At 33.7% G+C, this 17,379-nt stretch carries 15 protein-coding genes and 1 CRISPR repeat array; of the genes, 13 read left to right on the top strand and 2 right to left on the bottom strand.

The features are described from left to right. Positions 1-143 precede the first annotated feature (143 nt). From BM088_RS06815 to BM088_RS06805, 3 genes are all read left to right on the top strand, one after another. Complete coding sequence (locus BM088_RS06815; RefSeq protein WP_091982160.1) at positions 144-890, top strand: helix-turn-helix transcriptional regulator; 747 nt, start codon at positions 144-146, stop codon at positions 888-890. Between the two features lie 117 nt (positions 891-1,007). Continuing rightward, on the top strand, positions 1,008-1,190 hold the full coding sequence (locus BM088_RS06810) for a hypothetical protein (RefSeq protein ID WP_091982158.1): 183 nt from the start codon (positions 1,008-1,010) through the stop codon (positions 1,188-1,190). An 89-nt stretch (positions 1,191-1,279) separates the two neighbouring features. Continuing rightward, positions 1,280-2,011 carry a transglutaminase-like domain-containing protein gene (locus BM088_RS06805; protein ID WP_091982155.1) on the top strand — a complete coding sequence of 244 codons (732 nt, stop codon included), beginning with the start codon at positions 1,280-1,282 and terminating at the stop codon, positions 2,009-2,011. A 156-nt stretch (positions 2,012-2,167) separates the two neighbouring features. On the opposite strand, the gene BM088_RS06800 is transcribed toward BM088_RS06805, so the two are convergent. After that, on the bottom strand, positions 2,168-3,124 hold the full coding sequence (locus tag BM088_RS06800) for a methylenetetrahydrofolate reductase (protein ID WP_091982152.1): 957 nt from the start codon (positions 3,122-3,124) through the stop codon (positions 2,168-2,170). 385 nt (positions 3,125-3,509) lie between these two features. After that, positions 3,510-3,686 carry a hypothetical protein gene (locus tag BM088_RS27145; protein WP_177207971.1) on the bottom strand — a complete coding sequence of 59 codons (177 nt, stop codon included), beginning with the start codon at positions 3,684-3,686 and terminating at the stop codon, positions 3,510-3,512. Between the two features lie 688 nt (positions 3,687-4,374). On the opposite strand from BM088_RS27145, the gene BM088_RS06795 reads away from it, so the two are divergent. From BM088_RS06795 to BM088_RS06750, 10 genes are all read left to right on the top strand, one after another. Beyond that, positions 4,375-5,592, top strand: a complete 1,218-nt coding sequence (locus BM088_RS06795; protein WP_091982150.1) for a lanthionine synthetase C family protein — start codon at positions 4,375-4,377, stop codon at positions 5,590-5,592. Positions 5,593-5,611: 19 nt separating this feature from the next. Next, on the top strand, positions 5,612-8,839 hold the full coding sequence (locus tag BM088_RS06790) for a lantibiotic dehydratase (RefSeq protein ID WP_091982147.1): 3,228 nt from the start codon (positions 5,612-5,614) through the stop codon (positions 8,837-8,839). Between the two features lie 76 nt (positions 8,840-8,915). Continuing rightward, the gene (locus tag BM088_RS06785; protein ID WP_091982143.1) at positions 8,916-10,160 is read left to right on the top strand and encodes an HlyD family secretion protein; all 1,245 of its coding nucleotides are present in this window, start codon (positions 8,916-8,918) and stop codon (positions 10,158-10,160) included. 70 nt (positions 10,161-10,230) lie between these two features. Further along, positions 10,231-12,360, top strand: coding sequence for a peptidase domain-containing ABC transporter (locus BM088_RS06780; protein ID WP_091982140.1), 2,130 nt, complete (start codon positions 10,231-10,233; stop codon positions 12,358-12,360). Between the two features lie 201 nt (positions 12,361-12,561). Then, positions 12,562-13,670: direct repeats of the CRISPR family, unit length 28 nt; unit sequence GTTCACTGCCGCACAGGCAGCTTAGAAA. A gap of 593 nt (positions 13,671-14,263) precedes the next feature. Next, a complete protein-coding gene (locus BM088_RS06775; RefSeq protein WP_091982138.1) occupies positions 14,264-14,524 on the top strand; it encodes a hypothetical protein in 261 nt (86 codons plus the stop codon). Positions 14,525-14,797: 273 nt separating this feature from the next. Next, a complete protein-coding gene (locus BM088_RS06770; RefSeq protein WP_091982135.1) occupies positions 14,798-15,529 on the top strand; it encodes a beta-ketoacyl synthase chain length factor in 732 nt (243 codons plus the stop codon). Next, positions 15,522-16,295 carry a lysophospholipid acyltransferase family protein gene (locus BM088_RS06765; RefSeq protein ID WP_091982132.1) on the top strand — a complete coding sequence of 258 codons (774 nt, stop codon included), beginning with the start codon at positions 15,522-15,524 and terminating at the stop codon, positions 16,293-16,295. Before BM088_RS06770 ends, BM088_RS06765 begins: the two co-directional genes overlap by 8 nt. Beyond that, the gene (locus tag BM088_RS06760) at positions 16,288-16,545 is read left to right on the top strand and encodes a phosphopantetheine-binding protein (RefSeq protein ID WP_091982130.1); all 258 of its coding nucleotides are present in this window, start codon (positions 16,288-16,290) and stop codon (positions 16,543-16,545) included. The genes BM088_RS06765 and BM088_RS06760 overlap by 8 nt, the downstream gene beginning before the upstream one ends. A 13-nt stretch (positions 16,546-16,558) precedes the next feature. Next, a complete protein-coding gene (locus BM088_RS06755; protein ID WP_091982127.1) occupies positions 16,559-16,810 on the top strand; it encodes an acyl carrier protein in 252 nt (83 codons plus the stop codon). Further along, a complete protein-coding gene (locus BM088_RS06750; RefSeq protein WP_091982125.1) occupies positions 16,807-17,379 on the top strand; it encodes a COG4648 family protein in 573 nt (190 codons plus the stop codon). The genes BM088_RS06755 and BM088_RS06750 overlap by 4 nt, the downstream gene beginning before the upstream one ends.

The raw sequence follows: 17,379 nt of genomic DNA, 5'->3' as shown, positions 1-17,379 counted from the left end.
AAAATAGTCAGTGGTTGATAGCTTTGTAGCGGTGTAAGGATTAATTTTTTTTCATGTTATTATTGAAATTAATGGCTTTAAAGTTAAAATTTACAGTTAATAACAAGATTAAAACCTATTTTATTTAAGAGGAATATAGTGTGATGAAACCTACTGTTTTGATTCAGGCTGGTATCGTCATTATATATGGTTCTAGTTTAGATGCCGCTCCTCATAGTCACCATGCGATGCAAGTCATATGGCCTCAAAAAAATTCCAATTGTAAATTTAATGGAAACGAGATATCAGAATTAATCATAATTGATTCTAAAATAGAGCATCAGCTACAAATGTCTAAGGGATGGGTGTTTCTTATTGAGCCTAAGAGTGATTTAGGGCAAGAATTGTTTCGTAAACTCGGGGGGAAATCGTTCAAAACATTTAGTTCTGCCACGATTTCGACGATTGGACCTCCTACGCAAGAAGAGAGCTTAGCGAAGTTTTTAATTCCATTATTTAAAGCGTTAAAACTAACCAGTCAATCATTGCTTAATAATAAAAGCACTGTAAAAGATAAGCGCATTCAACAAATATTAACCGAATTAGACCTTTGCTTACACGGTAAATGTATTAAACCTTCAAATTGGCGAGCTTCTGAAGTTGCAGGTCAATTAGCGTTATCTGAAAGTCGTTTTCTTCATTTATTTAGTGAAGAATTAGGTATCGCTTGGCGGCCTTATTTATTATGGCGGCGAATGATATGTGCGATTCAAGCGATAATAAATAATACTTCAGCAACTGAGGCTGCTCACTTAGCTGGATTTTCAGATAGTTCTCATCTAAGCCGTACATTTCGTAATACCTTCGGTATGACAATTAGGCAAGCGCTTACATTGTTCAAAAAAAGTTAGCCAGTTTATTCAAGTTCACAATAGAGCGATTAATTATAATGTGCATATAGTCACTGGATAACTGTTATCCATAATTAAACCATCACACTTGTTTATCGATTTTATTAAGGTGAAAACATGAAGCTAACACTCAAAACTATAATTTTAATAGTTACTGCATTAATAACCGTATTAGCGACTTTATTACATGCAAGTATCGCTGATATATCCATATTCCATGGCATGATTTTACATCCAGTCTTTTTATTAATCGGGTTTTCTTTACTTGCAATAATTGAAGAACAAGGAAGTCGTGATTAATTTTATTTTGAAGATGTAGCCAGTTTGTTCAAGTTTATTAAAGAGCGATTGGTTATTGTATTTGCATATTCATTGTTCAGGAATAATTCATGGCTAAACTATCAAAAGACTTCCTTTTAGAGACCTCTATGTTGGACTTTAATCATCCACAGATCCAAGCTTTACTGGAACAAAGAAAATGGCGTGATTTGTCACAATATGATGCCATTGGTGCAATTTATAATTATGTACGTGATGAAATTCGTTTTGGCTATAATGCAGATGATCGTTTATCCGCAAGTAAAGTGCTTAAAGATGGTTACGGTCAATGTAATACTAAAGGAACATTATTAATCGCCTTATTACGCGCGGTAGGAATATCAACTCGATTCCATGGTTTCACTATTTATAACGAATTACAACGGGGTGCTATACCTAGTTATCTTTTTGCTTTGGCACCTGAGCGTATTCTTCATAGTTGGGTTGAAGTTCACCAAAATGGTCGTTGGATTAATTTGGAAGGTTATATCATAGATAAACCTTTTTTAAAGCAAGTTCAGATAGGTTTTGCTGATCAATGTGCGCAATTTTCAGGTTTTGGTATTGCAACTAACTGCCTTTCTCAGCCTGATATTGACTGGAAAGGAGACGATACTTATATACAAAGTGACGGTATTGCAGATGATTTTGGTGTATATACTCAACCGGATAATTTTTACGCTATTCATGGCAGTAATTTATCAGGAGTAAAAAAAGTACTTTTTCGTTATCTACTTCGTCATTTAATGAATTTAAATGTAAATCGAATTCGCACTAACGGAGTTAAGCGAAAAAAGCGATAAAATTAGTCATGTTTTAAATAAGGTAAGGTTTTAATGCTTTTATTTTTAGCTCTGAAAATATTCAGTTCAAGATTTATATAATAAAAGATAACACAATAAATAAAGGCTTAATCTTTTTATCTACACATGAGATTAAGCCTCGTTTTGATAGAATCCTTATGCGATTTGTTTTTCCGCCAAATTTAATTCCATCGTTGCTTTTAATAAGCGGTATAAATTAATTGATGCATCTATTTCTTCTTTTCGATTAGTTAAACTTTCAATGTTTAAGCCTAATGGTACATCTAAGTGAGCACAACTTTGTAAAACTTGATTAAGATTGTCTCGACAAATTCTAATTGACTCGTTGAGTGAGTCGTTAGAGTCTAAAATTCTCCACTTGGTAGCTTCTGGTACTGAAATACCTAACCACTTCATGAAATCTAGCGTTTTTTCACCACCACAAGGCGTAAAAGTTAGAATAATTCTTTTTGGAGAAATTCCTTTATGACGACAACTTCTAGAATAACTGGTAATTAAATCTATGGTTTCTTGTGCATTATAAACCGCTTGCGAGATAAAAAAATCACAGCCTTGATCTATCTTTTCAAGCAAGCGATCGTGCTCATTACGTTTACTTGCATGGCGTTCAGCTATAGTAACACCCCCTAAAAACACACTGTTTTTATCTTCACTTAATGCTTTATAGGCATTTGGTAAACTTAATTTAATATTACCGGTAGATGAGGGACTACCCACTAAAACTAAATTTTTCAGTTTAAATTTATTCGCTGTTTCATCAAGCCAAGTATTAAATTCACTTTCATCACGCTGTGCCACACTTTTATAAGTGATTACATCTAAATGTGATAATTGACTAATTAACTGACTATACTCTCTTGGATCTACCGTTTTCTTAAATGGAAAAGGGCGTGGTGCTGAAATTCGGCTGCTTTCATCTTGAATGTCGTAAATGACAACGCCATCGTATTCAATCTCGTGCAAACGATTTAATAATTTTTTAGCGATAGTTTCAAGTTGTGCTTTATCAGTGCCCATTTTTGGAGGCGTGGTTCCAATTAAATATACGCCTTGTCTTGGGTCTTGAATTTTTTGTTTCAGTGATAAAGCCATTTCATTTCTACCTTAGTTATCTTAGGAATTAAATATAGCAGCCATTTAGACGTCTAGATAGTTTTTATTGATGAAGGTTTTTCATTTAAGTTGAATTAAATTCATTTTAGTAAAAATACTGAGTTGAAAATTTAGAGCGTTTGTTTGGTTTTCATTTTGAGATGAGGCATTTTTATGACTTGTATTTAATATTTGAATTATAGGCTTAGTGCAGGTGTGTATTGAAGAATAAATAGTTGTACAGAGACGGATGAAATTTGAATCACTTTCTCATATCAAAGATATAGTATTGATGAGATATAAATTTTCAGAAATAAAACTCTGCGCAGTGAAGTACGCAGACTATTTTGTATATGCTTAAAAACCTTAAGCTACACCATATAATTTACCAAGTAACAGCAACTGTTTCATTGCCACCGATAGGCTGTTGATCTCTCAGGCATCGATCTGAGCCAAAACAAGCGCCATTACCACCTGCAATCATAGGAGTCATATCTGCTGGTAATGATTTATTATCTTTAGATAAGTTTTTAAGTTTCTTTTTATTTAATTTAAGTTTCATGTTTACATCCTTTGTTTATTTATTATCTGTATACGCTTTGCTGTACCCAAAATAAATTATCAAAGTATATTTCTAAAGTAAATGCATAAATCTAGTCAAAAACAATGTCAATTCTGGCTTGAATTTATTGGTGTTAATCACAAAAAACATTGTGTTTAAAAGGTTTTTAAAATTCAGGATTGTTTAAATTATAAGATAAGATGATTATTCGATTTAAAAAATTGGACTATCCAGTAAATAGCGCAATTCAACCTACCGCCTTTCTCAAAATTAAAACATTATGAATATAAACTGGGTTTGAAAGATCACAAGCAGATCTCCCTCTTTATATTGATATACATTGTTGTAATAGGGTTTCTGTGACAGATAATGTAGGGAGTTAATTAAACCTATTCCTGTTGTAACTTGAAGTCTCATACCCTTAGGTAAGTTTTTAATATTTCTTCTATTTAATTTAAGTTTTATCTTAACATACGCCTGTTTATTTTTTTATACATAACAAATGTACCTGAATCAAGCTAGCAAAGCGAGTTTCTAAAGTAAATACAAAAATGTAGTAAAAAATAATGAAAAAACATTGGTTAATATTTTTAATTTAAGTTACATTGTTTTTGTTTTAGGTAACATTTTTACCTTTTGAAGATGCTGTATTGCGTTAATAAATAAAATAATAAATAAGGATGTTTTGATGTCTCAGGCGTTAAAATCTGCAATAGAAAATCAAGAACTCATAAATCAAGTTTTAATACAATTTAATCAAAAAATATCAAGTTTAGAAAATACTTATGTTAACTGTGGTTTACTTAGTGGTTTAAGCGGCGATTTACTTTTTTTGTACAAACTTAGCCAATATAATTCAGATTTAGTTGATGAGTCTGTTTTTAATGACAAATTAGAGTTTTTACAGTCGCAGTTAGCTATGAATGTTGATCATCCAGATTTAAGCAATGGCTTAAGTGGGCAAGGTTGGTTTTTAGAGTATGTTAATCAAGCGCAGGAAGATGATTATGATCCTGAGCTATGTGAAGAAATTGATGACATTTTACTAAATGTACTTTCAGTTGATAGCTGGAAGGGCGAAATTGAAATGGTAATCGGTTTATCTGGTATCGCCATGTATGCAGGGCGTCGTCAATTAAAGTCAGCTCCAGAGGCTCTTTTTGAAAAAATAATTAACCACTTTGAAAATATCGCCATTCAAACTTCTGATAATACATTAGCTTGGTCACAACCAAGTGATTCAGTATATCGTTTTAATAAAGATGAAGTTGAAGTTCCAGAATATAACTTAGGTTTAGCCCATGGTGTCCCTAGTATTATTGCTGCGATCTTGCCTGCATTAACAATTCCTTCTTTATTTGAACGCACCAAAAGGTTATTAATCCAAAGTTGTGATTGGCTATTAGCACAAGAGCTAAAAGATAAAGATAGGATAAGTTGCTTTGGATCTTCGTGTAATGATGATAGCGGCTCTCGCTTGGGCTGGTGTTATGGTGATTTAACAATTGCTTTGACTTTAGCACGTGTTGGTAATGCTTTAGAAATGCCTTCTTATATTGATAAAGCTAAACAAATAGGTTTGCACGCAGCCGCTCGAGATGAAAAGGAAGGCATGATCAATGATGCAGGATTATGTCATGGTAGTGCGGGGTTAGCACTTATTTTTCAATTGTTAAATCAACAGCTAAACGAAGAAAAATTTTTAGAAGTTGCAAATAAATGGTTAACTTATAGTTTAGATTTGTACCAAAATAAGGGCATGCAAGGTTTCTACATGTATTCAGGTTTAAGCAAAAGCCATGAGGAAGATACTGGCTTGCTAATGGGCTATGGTGGTATCGGTTTATGTTTATTAGCAGCTTTAGGCGAAGATGCCGACTGGGCTGATTGCCTGCTACTGGCTTAACACAAGATTGGAAATAAAAATGTCAAAACCAGAAATAAAACATCAAGATTTTTTTGTGATCCGTACACCTAGAATGCCAGTTAATGCATTATCAGCATTAGGTAATAGTAAACAGCAAACACAAGATGCATTAAAAAGTTGGATTGCAATTCCACAGGTAAAAGAAGCCTTGTATTTGGCAAGTCCTTCTTTACTTGAACGAATTGAACAGTTTGAAAAGAATAAAATAGACAATACGGATAAAAAACCTAAAAAATCAGAACTCAAGCAAGCTAAAAAACTAGAGTTAGCATTACTTAAATATATGATCCGTATGTGTTCTAGACCCACTCCTTTTGGTTTGTTTTCTGGTATTTTTATGGGAGATATATCTTCTCAAACAAAAATATTAAGTCAGAACTTATCTCTAGATAGTCGAAAAACACGATTAGATATGTTTTATTTAAGTGCAATTAAAGAGCATTTTTTGAAGCATAATGCCCGTTCAGAACAGTTGAAATATTCACCAAATTCAAGCCATTACTTTATCGCGGATCATTGTCGATATATTGAAGCGTATCAATCAGATGAAACGCGACAGTACAGATTAAGTGCGATTGAACGTGATGAGTATTTTGATTTTATTCTAGATAAAGCAAAAGAAGGTTTAAGTTTTAATCAGCTGGTAAACGCACTGTTAGGTCGCTTTTCACAAAGTGATGCTGCAGATTTAGAAGAAGTTGAAGCTGAAAAAAATGACGTTATTGAATATGTGCAACAACTGATCGATGAATCAATCTTATTAGCTGATATTCCTTTACCTTTAACGGGAGAAGCTCCAGACACAGCTTTGATTAACTCTTTAAATAAGATAGGTCAAAAAGAAACCGCAGATCATATATCAACTTCATTATATCAGTTACAACAGCTTGATAATCAAAAGTCAGGTACGGTTGATGATTACAAAAAAATATTAGAGCATTTGAATCAGCTTCCAGTTAAAGCCCAAGAAAATAAACTGTTTCAATCAGATATTTATCGTGCATTTGAGCATTGTGAATTAGATGAAAGTCAGATTTCAAGATTATTAAAACAACTGAAACTGATCAAAGGTTTATCAATAAAACATACAGAACCATTTAGTGATTTTATTAGTAAATTCAATCTAAGATTCGAAGGGCAATATGTGCCTTTAGATAAGCTATTAGATGATGAGTCAGGGATCAGTTTTTCAAATGAAACAGGTTATGAAGCACCCTTACTCGCCGGTTTAAAATTAAGGTCTAGTTCAGGTGGGCAAGGAGCTGGGCAGAGTGCTTCAATATTAGATAATTTAATCACTCAAGAAATTAGTTTACCGCAAAATAGAAATAAATCAGTTATTAAACTAAGTTCAAAAAAATTAGCTAAACATCTAGATAAACCCATATCAGAATCTGATCTACCCACATCGTTTGCGGCGATGTTATCTCTGTATGAAGATAAAGAAACACAGTCACCATTCATAAAATTTAATGGGTGTTATGGTCCTTCAGCTGCTAATTTATTAGGACGTTTTTGTCACTTAAACGATGGCTTACAGCAGAATGTAAAAACACATTTGTCAGCTGAAAGTGCACATTCTCCAGATGTTATATTTGCTGAAATTGTTCATATGCCAGAAGGGCGTCCAGGAAATGTGATTGCAAGGCCACATTTGCGTCAATATGAAATTGTATTTTTAGCCGACTCAAGCTTACAAAGTGAATTCCAAATACCCATTAGTGATTTACATGTTTGGGTTGAAGGTGGTCAGGTTAAATTATGGTCAAAAAGGCTAGATAAACAAGTTATTCCAAGATTATCATCTGCTCATAATTATTCATCACATAGCTTAAGTGCGTATAAATTTTTAAGCATGTTGCAACATCAAGGTTCATCCTCACCAAGCTTTTCAATGCCGCAGAGCCAAGTTAACATGAGCTTTGTGCCTAGAGTGATGTTAGATAATTTGATTTTGTCGGAAAAAATATGGCGTATTGAACGAAAAGAACTTGAAGAAGTATTAGATACTAAATCAGCTGATACGACTGAAATTGTTATTAAAAAGTGGCAAGAATTAAAAGAAAAATACCAATTAGATGATCATGTTGCTTATGCAATGAGTGACAATGTATTACAACTCAATTTAACAAACCCTTTAATGCTTGAAATTTTACTATCCGAAACAAAGGGGCAAATAACAGTTGAACTAAAAGAAGTATTAACGGGGCAATTTAATACACCTGTTAAGTCTTCTACTGGTGAGTGTTATGCAAATGAATTAATCATTCCATTTTTAAATACGGGTGCCAAAGAACACATTAACTTTAGTGATGATCCTCAGGCTAATATATTGGCAAAACCGATCAAACGTCGTTTTTCTCCTGGATCTGAGTGGTTAAGTTTAAAAGTATATTCAGGAAATACGGCTGTAGAAACATTATTAGCTGAAAGTTTATTACCTCTAATAGAGCAATGTGCTCCTTTGTATAAAAAATGGTTCTTTATTCGCTATGGTGATCCTGATTGGCATTTAAGGTTACGCTTTTTTGGGGATCCAAGTATTTTATGTGGTCAGCTTTTACCAAAATTAAACCAATTACTTGACCCTATGATAGAAAGTGGCGAAATCCATAAAGCAGAACTTTTTACGTATGAAAGAGAAGTTGAGCGTTATGGTGGGCCAGATGCCATGGCATTAATTGAAGAGCTTTTTATGGCCGATAGTCAGTTAGTCGCTAAAACAGTGCAGTTAGAAGAGGAATATGGTGAAGATGTTCGCTGGCGTATTGCATTGTTGATGACAAACCAACTATTAAATACTTTCGATTATGAGGTGGAAAATAAGCTAAGTTTGATCAGTGGACTCAGAGCTGGATTTGGTAAGGAATTTAATGAATCGAGTCAGCTGAGAAAACAACTTGGAGACAAGTATAAAAAAATTCAGACTCAATTATTATCGGATTTTTCACAATTTGAAGACCCACAACAATCTGAAATTGAAGAAGATACACAGCAAATATTTGATTTAATAAATGTTTGGCAACAAGATGTCACTCCTGTTATTCACTCTCTTAATGCGTTAATGTCATCAGATGAAGGTATTAAATGTAGTAAAGATACTTTACTGAGTTCTTTATTGCATATGCATAATAACCGTATGTTTAAAGCCTATGGGAGAGAACATGAGTTAGTAATGCATGATTTCTTACGACGTTATTATTTTTCTGCTGGTAAAAGAAGATAATGATAATTAAGTACTGTTATAAAGTATTTAATGGTACTTAATTTCATATTTAAATTTTGGATAAAAAAGAAGATAAATGGAACAGTTATTCAGACAAGAAGTAATTGAAAAAAGAAAATACCGATTATCTGGGGTTGTGAGTTTAGTTCAACCTCCGATTTTCAAATATTTGGCTTTATTACTATTAACAGTGGTCATTATTAGCATTGTTTTTTTATCTATAGGTAGTTATACCCGAAAAGAAACTGTTTCGGGTGTATTACAGCCTGATACAGGTTTGTTAAAATTAAGTGCGCCTCAAGTGGGTATTATTACAGAACTTTTGGTAAGTGAAGGTCAAGTTGTTAAAAAAGATCAGCCTTTATTACGTATTAAGTCAGAAAAACACGGTGTTAAAGGTTTTGAGTTAAATCAGTCTTTGATAAAGCAATATGAGTTTCAAATTAATATATTAGAGTCACAATTGAGTAAGCAAAAGCTCAAACATACATTTGAAATGCAAGGGCTTGATGATGATCACAGTGATGCTATTAAACGGTTAGCGCAGCTGGAATTGCAAAGTGATATATTTTCCAAACGCGTTTTGATAAATAAAGAAATAGTAGAGCAAGTGAGTACATTAGCTGGAACGGGTTATATATCAGATTTAGATCTTCGAAAACAACAAGACAGCTTATTGTCTTTAAATCAGCAAGTTTCAACAATTGATTCTGAACGTTTATCGATTAAAAATCAAATTCAACAAATCAAAAGTAAATTATCCCAACAACCTATTAATCAGGCAAAAGAGAATGATTTGTTAGAAACACAAATAGCACAAATACGCTCGCAGCTAGATACAACAAAACAACAGAGATTAAGTGAACTCAGAGCTCCCTCTGATGGTATTGTAACTGGCTTATTGGCAAAACAGGGGAAATCAGTCAATACCAATCAAAATCTATTAAGTATTTTACCTAAAAATAGTGTGATGCAGGCTGTCATTTATGTGCCAACTTCAGCATTTGGGTTTATAGATAACGGGCAAAAAACCAGATTGCGCTATCATGCATTTCCATATCAAAGGTTTGGTATTTATGAGGGCATAATTTCTCAAATAAGTGCCAATGTTATTTTACCTGATGAAACTGATATACCTGGTTTAATCACAGTGCCATCTTATCGTGTAGTTGTTGCGCTTCAAGGACAAGATATTCAAGCCTATGGTCGAAGTATTCCGCTTCGTTCAGGTATGAAACTTGATGCTGATATTGTAATTGAGCAACGCTCTTTAATTCGTTGGTTATTTGATCCTGTTTTTAGTATTAAGGGTCAACTGTAATATACCTACAGATGTATGACTAAAGTAAAATTACACCATTATAAAAAGTATAAAAATAAAGAGCTTTATTATGTCTATTAATGAGTCAAATCCAGCAAGTAAGCTACAGTTTTGGCATCGAAAAACGCTTCCATTAATTTTACAATCGGAAGCAACTGAATGTGGGTTAGCCTGTTTAGCTATGGTTGCGGGTTACCATGGCTATAAAAGCGATTTATTATCAATGCGTCAACAGTTTAGTTTGTCTTTAGAGGGGGCTACTTTACTGGATATTATGCAATTTTCAGAAAAACTGTCTCTAACGTCACGGCCATTACGCATAGAGCTTGAAGATTTAGAAGATTTGCAAACACCCTGCATTTTACATTGGGATTTAAACCATTTTGTTGTTCTAAAATCAGCTAATGCAAAGTCTATTGTTATTTATGACCCAGCTGGAGGGCAAAAGCGCTTAAGTTTAAAAGAAGCTTCAAATCATTTCACAGGCATTGCGCTTGAGCTTACGCCAACCAAAGAATTTACTGTAAAAGAAAAAGCGCCAAGTTTAAAATTTTCGGATTTTTGGCAAAAAATTACGGGACTAAAAAGCTCTCTGATTCTTATTTTTACTTTATCTTTGTTATTACAAGTGTTTGCCTTAGCAACCCCTTATTATATTCAACTGGTGATAGATGATGTGATTTTAACGGGTGATACTTCTTTATTGACAGTACTGGCTGTTGGGTTTGCTTTTGTATTGCTATTTGAAATTATTACTAACTCTCTACGAGGGTTTACCTTATTGCACTTTGGTAGTTTGATGAACATCCAGTTGGGTGCCAATTTATTTCATCATCTTATTCGTCTCCCATTAAATTATTTTGAAAAACGCCACATGGGTGATGTGGTATCGCGTTTTGGTTCTTTACAGCAAGTTAAAGAATTGCTGACAACAGGAGTAATAGAAACCATCATTGATGGCTTAATGGCTATCATTACTTTGGCGATGATTTTCTTTTACAGTCCAACCTTATCTGTCGTTGTATTAATTGCTGTTGGACTTTATGCGGCATTGCGTATTTTAATGTATCGACCTTTTCGTAATATTACAGAGCAAGAAATTATAGCCAGAGCAGAAGAACATAGTAACTTTATGGAAACTGTGCGTGGTATTCAAACGATTAAACTGTTTGGTTCAGAAGTAAAACGTGAAGGGCAATGGCAGAATCGATACGCTAATGCCATTAATCAAAGCATACGCTTAGGTCACTTTCAAATATCATATACGGGCATAAACCGTTTATTATTTGGTTTAGAAAATATAGTTGTAATTTATTTAGCGGCATCTTTAGTGATCAAAGGTGGGTTTAGTACCGGGATGCTATTTGCTTTTATGGCTTATAAACAACAGTTTATGGATAAAACAGCAAAATTAATTGAAAAACTAATAGAGTTTAAAATGTTAGGATTACATTTTGAACGTTTGGCTGATATTGCATTGTCTGAAAAAGAATCACTACAAAGCGAAAATGTTAAAAAACATGCTATTGAAGGCAAAATATCAATTAGAAATGTTTCTTTCAGATATAGTGATGCAACACCTAATGTGATTAATGAATTGAATTTAGAAATTAAAGCTGGAGAGTCGGTGGCAGTCACTGGACCTTCAGGGTGTGGTAAATCAACTTTGTTAAAACTGATGCTAGGACTCAATAAATCTAATAGTGGTGAGATTTTAATTGATGATATTCCATTAGAACAGTTAGGGCATAGTCAGTATCGTCAGCAAATAGCTGCAGTAATGCAAAATGATGAATTATTGTCAGGTTCAGTTGCCGATAATATTGCTTTTTTTGATACACCAATCGATATGGAGTTAGTGGTATATTGCGCTGAGCTTGCAGCTATTCATGACGACATAAGTAAGATGCCTATGGGTTACGATAGTTTAATTGGTGATATGGGCTCTAGTTTATCTGGAGGACAAAAGCAGCGCCTTATTTTAGCCCGCGCTTTATATAAAAAGCCTAAAATTTTATTCATGGATGAAGCTACAAGTCATTTGGATACGGCTTTAGAGTCTGATATTAACCATGCCATAAAGCGTTTAGATATGACTAGGGTGATAATTGCTCATAGAAAAGAGACCATCGCTTCAGCCGACAGAGAAATTCAGCTTTTTGTTAGCCAGCAGAAACCTGAAGCAGTTTATGAAAATTAAAAAATGTAGATTTATTTAAATCCTAGAATAAAAACGCGATTAAAAACGATTAAAGTTTCATATTAATTTTTAACCTTTTATTTTTACTTGCTCTGTAGCCCTTATAAATTAAGGGCTACATTTTAAATTAAAAAAAAGGGTGAAATCATAAAATAACTAAAAGCTCTTTAAAAATTAAAGTCTTAATGTTTTAATTACATAGTTCACTGCCGCACAGGCAGCTTAGAAAGTTTCTAAGCGTTTAACTTTGATGGGTAGAGAGTTCACTGCCGCACAGGCAGCTTAGAAAATTATGTTACGGCTAAAACAGCTTTTCAGCGCGTTCACTGCCGCACAGGCAGCTTAGAAACACCTATCCGCATACGCCTGTTTTTCTAATTCGTTCACTGCCGCACAGGCAGCTTAGAAATCATTAATTCATCACGCTCAACTAAACTTACAGTTCACTGCCGCACAGGCAGCTTAGAAAAACCAGTGATATGCAACTGAACTTTATAGTACGTTCACTGCCGCACAGGCAGCTTAGAAAGCTTGGGTAGTTACTTCCTGTTATCGTTCCTGGTTCACTGCCGCACAGGCAGCTTAGAAAACGTGTCAGGAAAACGAGCAAATACACATTGGGTTCACTGCCGCACAGGCAGCTTAGAAAGTTGCTTTATTCGATGTCACGTCAACACGCGTGTTCACTGCCGCACAGGCAGCTTAGAAAAGTATTAAAAAAGGTACGTGACAGATTGAAAGGTTCACTGCCGCACAGGCAGCTTAGAAATGTGGAACGTGTTGTTGATTTCAAACCCATAAGTTCACTGCCGCACAGGCAGCTTAGAAAATTCATTAGTGTTAGAGTGATAAACTTGCGTTGTTCACTGCCGCACAGGCAGCTTAGAAAATCCACTAAAAACGAATGATTTACAAACGCACGTTCACTGCCGCACAGGCAGCTTAGAAATGTAGTGTTTACTGGCACAGTGACAACAAGTGGTTCACTGCCGCACAGGCAGCTTAGAAAATATCCACATCTTGACCAGTATCACACTCACTGTTCACTGCCGCACAGGCAGCTTAGAAAAAGTCGGGCGCTTCTCAGTCGCCTGTTACTTTCGTTCACTGCCGCACAGGCAGCTTAGAAAATCTTGCTCAATCGAAAATATATCTTCTAAACGTTCACTGCCGCACAGGCAGCTTAGAAAATTCCCCGTTTTTCTCTATTTGACTTTGCATTGTTCACTGCCGCACAGGCAGCTTAGAAATATCTGTGAAGAACCATTAATTGTTTAAATTAGTTCACTGCCGCACAGGCAGCTTATAAACGTCCAAAAAGCGTTTGTTATAGTGGAATATAACAAAATCTAGTTGTTGTGGATGTTTTATAGGGTTCTTAGCCTGTTATCTGTTTGTTTCATTAGACACAATGTTACATAAATATTCGATGAACAAATTATCTTCAGTATTAAATAAGTCAAATCCTATACGAGTAAAACCGTCATCTTCGACCTTCTTTACCAACCCATTCCATTGTTTTTGTCTGAATTGTCACTTTGAAGTTATATAAAAGCTGATTAAACCTATATAAAATGCCTCATTGAGAAGCAAGTTATTGTTTTAATGAAAAGCATCCACTGGTTAATGATTAAAACAAATATTATATTAATCACGATATACAGGATTAGAAAGTATGGGTCGGTGACTTAGTGTGAGCGCATCTTCTAAATGTGATAGTGCAAAGTGAGCATAGTGTATTGTTTGTCGATTTTTGCATAACTTTAAATATGCAGTAATGTAACTTTGTTCCCAAAGCTGATAAAGTAAATGTTACTAATGTAGTTGCATTACTCAAAAATCAAAAAGATAATAAATTGAGTTGCATGGTGCTTTCTATTAAAAATGCAGATTGGAGTTTGGTTTGAGAAAGATTGTTTTATTAATGAGTGTTTTATTATTATCCGCTTGCACAAATTTAGGGGGGGCATCTAGTGATACTGCTGAATGCCGTAAGGTTGCTTATGATAAAAACTCTAAGTCTATGAACAGCGATGCAGATATTGTTTTTTCTCAGTGCCTTCAACAAAAAGAAGGGTTGAGAGAAAGAGAAACTAAAGAGGCAAACATTAATGAATGGGGTGAGTTTATTGTGGACTTGCTTTTCTCTAAAAACAATAAATAATTATATGCTCTGGTTTATTTATTAAGCATTTTATTGTTATCTGTTTTAGGGGGCTTTAAAAGGGGGTTTAGTTTAATGGCCCTGAGATTATGAGTATTGAAATGAAGTTATTAATGATTTCATTGGTATAAAGTCAGCTTAACAAAGACATGTCACGATGTAAAAAAATAATGCGTCACATTTATTTCTGTTTTATTTTTTTGATAATTGCTTTTATCATCATTTTTAATTAGTCTGCGAACCCTATTTAGCTATGTTTGTCCTAAGGTATTTATGAAATTGCACATTGAAAGTGCTGGAGTTTGGTTTCCAGATTGTGAAAATGGAACGCCATTAAATGCAATTTTATCAAATGGAACATTACCTACCTCTATTTGGCCAAAACTGGCTTTTGTTCCGCCTATGCAAAGACGTCGTTTAAGCCCTTTTGCTAAGATTGCGCTTTATGTTGCACACCAAGCGAGCGAGCATACTAACAATGATTTACCTATGATATTTTCAAGCCGTCATGGCGATTTGCATAAAACATCTGATTTGTTAGCTGATTTAGCGTTAAATAATGAACTTTCACCGACTGCTTTTAGTTTATCTGTTCATAATGCGGTTGCGGGGCTATATAGTATTTTAACTAAAAATAAATCAGCTATTAATGCTATTGCTTCAGGACAAGATAGTTTATTTATGGCATTAATAGATGCCTATGCACGTTTGAAGTCTGGTATTTGTCATAAGGTATTATTAGTACATGTAGATCAAGCTTTGCCCAGTATATACGATACTTTTAAAGATGAAGTGCAAATAGATCATGCTATTGCTTTAGTTTTAAGTTTAGATGAAAGTCAAAAGAATGCTTTTGAAATGAAATTCGAATCACACAAAAATATAGTGAATACTGCTAATCAAATGCCAGCAGCTCTGAATTTTTATGCTTGGTTAAATTCAAAAAAATCAAATTTAAATATTATTTCGACTAGATATCATTGGTATTGTTTTAAAAATGTTTAAAAAAATAAATTATATTTGGCGTTTATTTGCCACTGTTTTTTGTTTTTTATGCTTTGGTATAGGAGGTTTATTTTTATCTGCTGTTGTTTTTCCACTGCAAAGTATTGTTTTAAAAAACACTGATAAACGTAAAGTAATAGCCCGTAAAACGGTACATTATAGCTTCAAGTTCTTTGTATTACTTATGCAATTTTTGAGAGTTATTGATATCAATATAAGTAAAATTAGCAAAATAAAAAATATACATGGTCAATTATTATTAGCCAATCACCCATCATTGATTGATGTTGTTGTACTTATTTCTATTATTCCTAATGCTGACTGTGTTGTTAAAGCCCATTTATTTAAAAATCCTTTCATACGTGGGGTTGTAAAAAATACAGGATATATCAGTAATGAAGATCCTGAAGGGCTATTAGCTGATTGTAAAAACACCCTAGATGCAGGTAATAATTTAATTATATTTCCTGAAGGCACACGAACTAATCCGGATAATAAAATTGAATTTAAACGCGGTGCAGCCAATATTGCTTTGCGATGCAAGGCAAGTATTACTGCGGTTATTATAAAAGTTGCACCCTCAACATTAACTAAATCGTTACCTTGGTATAGAATACCCAGCGAAAAAGTACACTTTACAGCAAAGCTTGTTTATAACATACCCGATTTACCTGAATATGATAAGTCACAGACAAGTAAATATGTTAGGCAGTACAGTCGCGACTTAGAGAATTATTTTAAAGAGGAATTAATCATAAATGAGTGATTTAAAAGTAGAACTAAAACAACTCATAATCGACACTTTAGATCTTGAAGATATTGCAGTATCAGATATTCAAGATGATGAAGCTTTATTTGTAGATGGCTTAGGTTTAGATAGCATAGATGCTTTAGAGCTAGGTTTAGCAATAAAAAAAGCATATGAAGTAAAAATTGATGCTAATTCAGAACAAACAAAACAACATTTTTCATCAATTAATGCCTTGAGTGACTTTATCTCTCAAGCAAAAGCGTAATTCTGGGGTTATTATGAAATCAAGAGACGAAATTTATAATACTTTAGTTGAAATATTGGTTGATGACTTTGAAGTTGAATCTGACGATATCAGCTTAGAAGCAAACTTATATCAAGACTTAGACTTAGATAGCATAGATGCAGTTGATTTAGTGGTTAAATTACGCGAAATAACAGGTAAAAAAATTGATCCTGAAGCATTTAAATTAGTCAGAACCGTTGAGCATGTGGTTATTGAAGTTGAGAAGTTGATTTTAGCTAAGTGAAATTAATAACTTCAATAGTAGTGGGTATACTTCTGGCATTATACCCATTTGCTGTTTACTTTGGGTTGAATTATTTTAGCCCTCAATGGCTGTCTATTATTATCTTAAGCATTTTAATATTAAGAGTATTTTTAATGAAAAATGCTTTGAATAAAATGCCTTGGATTTTACCCGCATCGCTACTTGGTGGCGCTGGCATTTTAATCAGTACCTTTACTAACTCTTTCATCGGCTTTAAAATTTATCCTATTTTAATTAGCTTCGCTATGCTGAGCGTATTTTTATATTCATATTTTAAACCTCCCACATTGATTGAAACCTTTGCACGTTTAAAAGAACCTGATTTAAATGATAAGGGTGTTAAATATACTGCTAATGTCACCCTAGTTTGGTGTGTTTTTTTTGTTATCAATGCTGTAATTTCAAGTTATACTGCATTTTTCACTAGTCTTGAAACCTGGATGATTTATAACGGATTTATATCTTATATTATAATGGCTTGCATTATGGGGATTGAATTTTTAGTGCGACTCCAAGTTAAAAAGCAGCATAAAAAAGAGGCTGTGTAA

It is taken from the genome of Pseudoalteromonas denitrificans DSM 6059 (genome assembly GCF_900112265.1).
Taxonomy (GTDB): Bacteria; Pseudomonadota; Gammaproteobacteria; order Enterobacterales; family Alteromonadaceae; genus Pseudoalteromonas; species Pseudoalteromonas denitrificans.
This window is presented reverse-complemented; position numbering and strand designations above follow the sequence as displayed.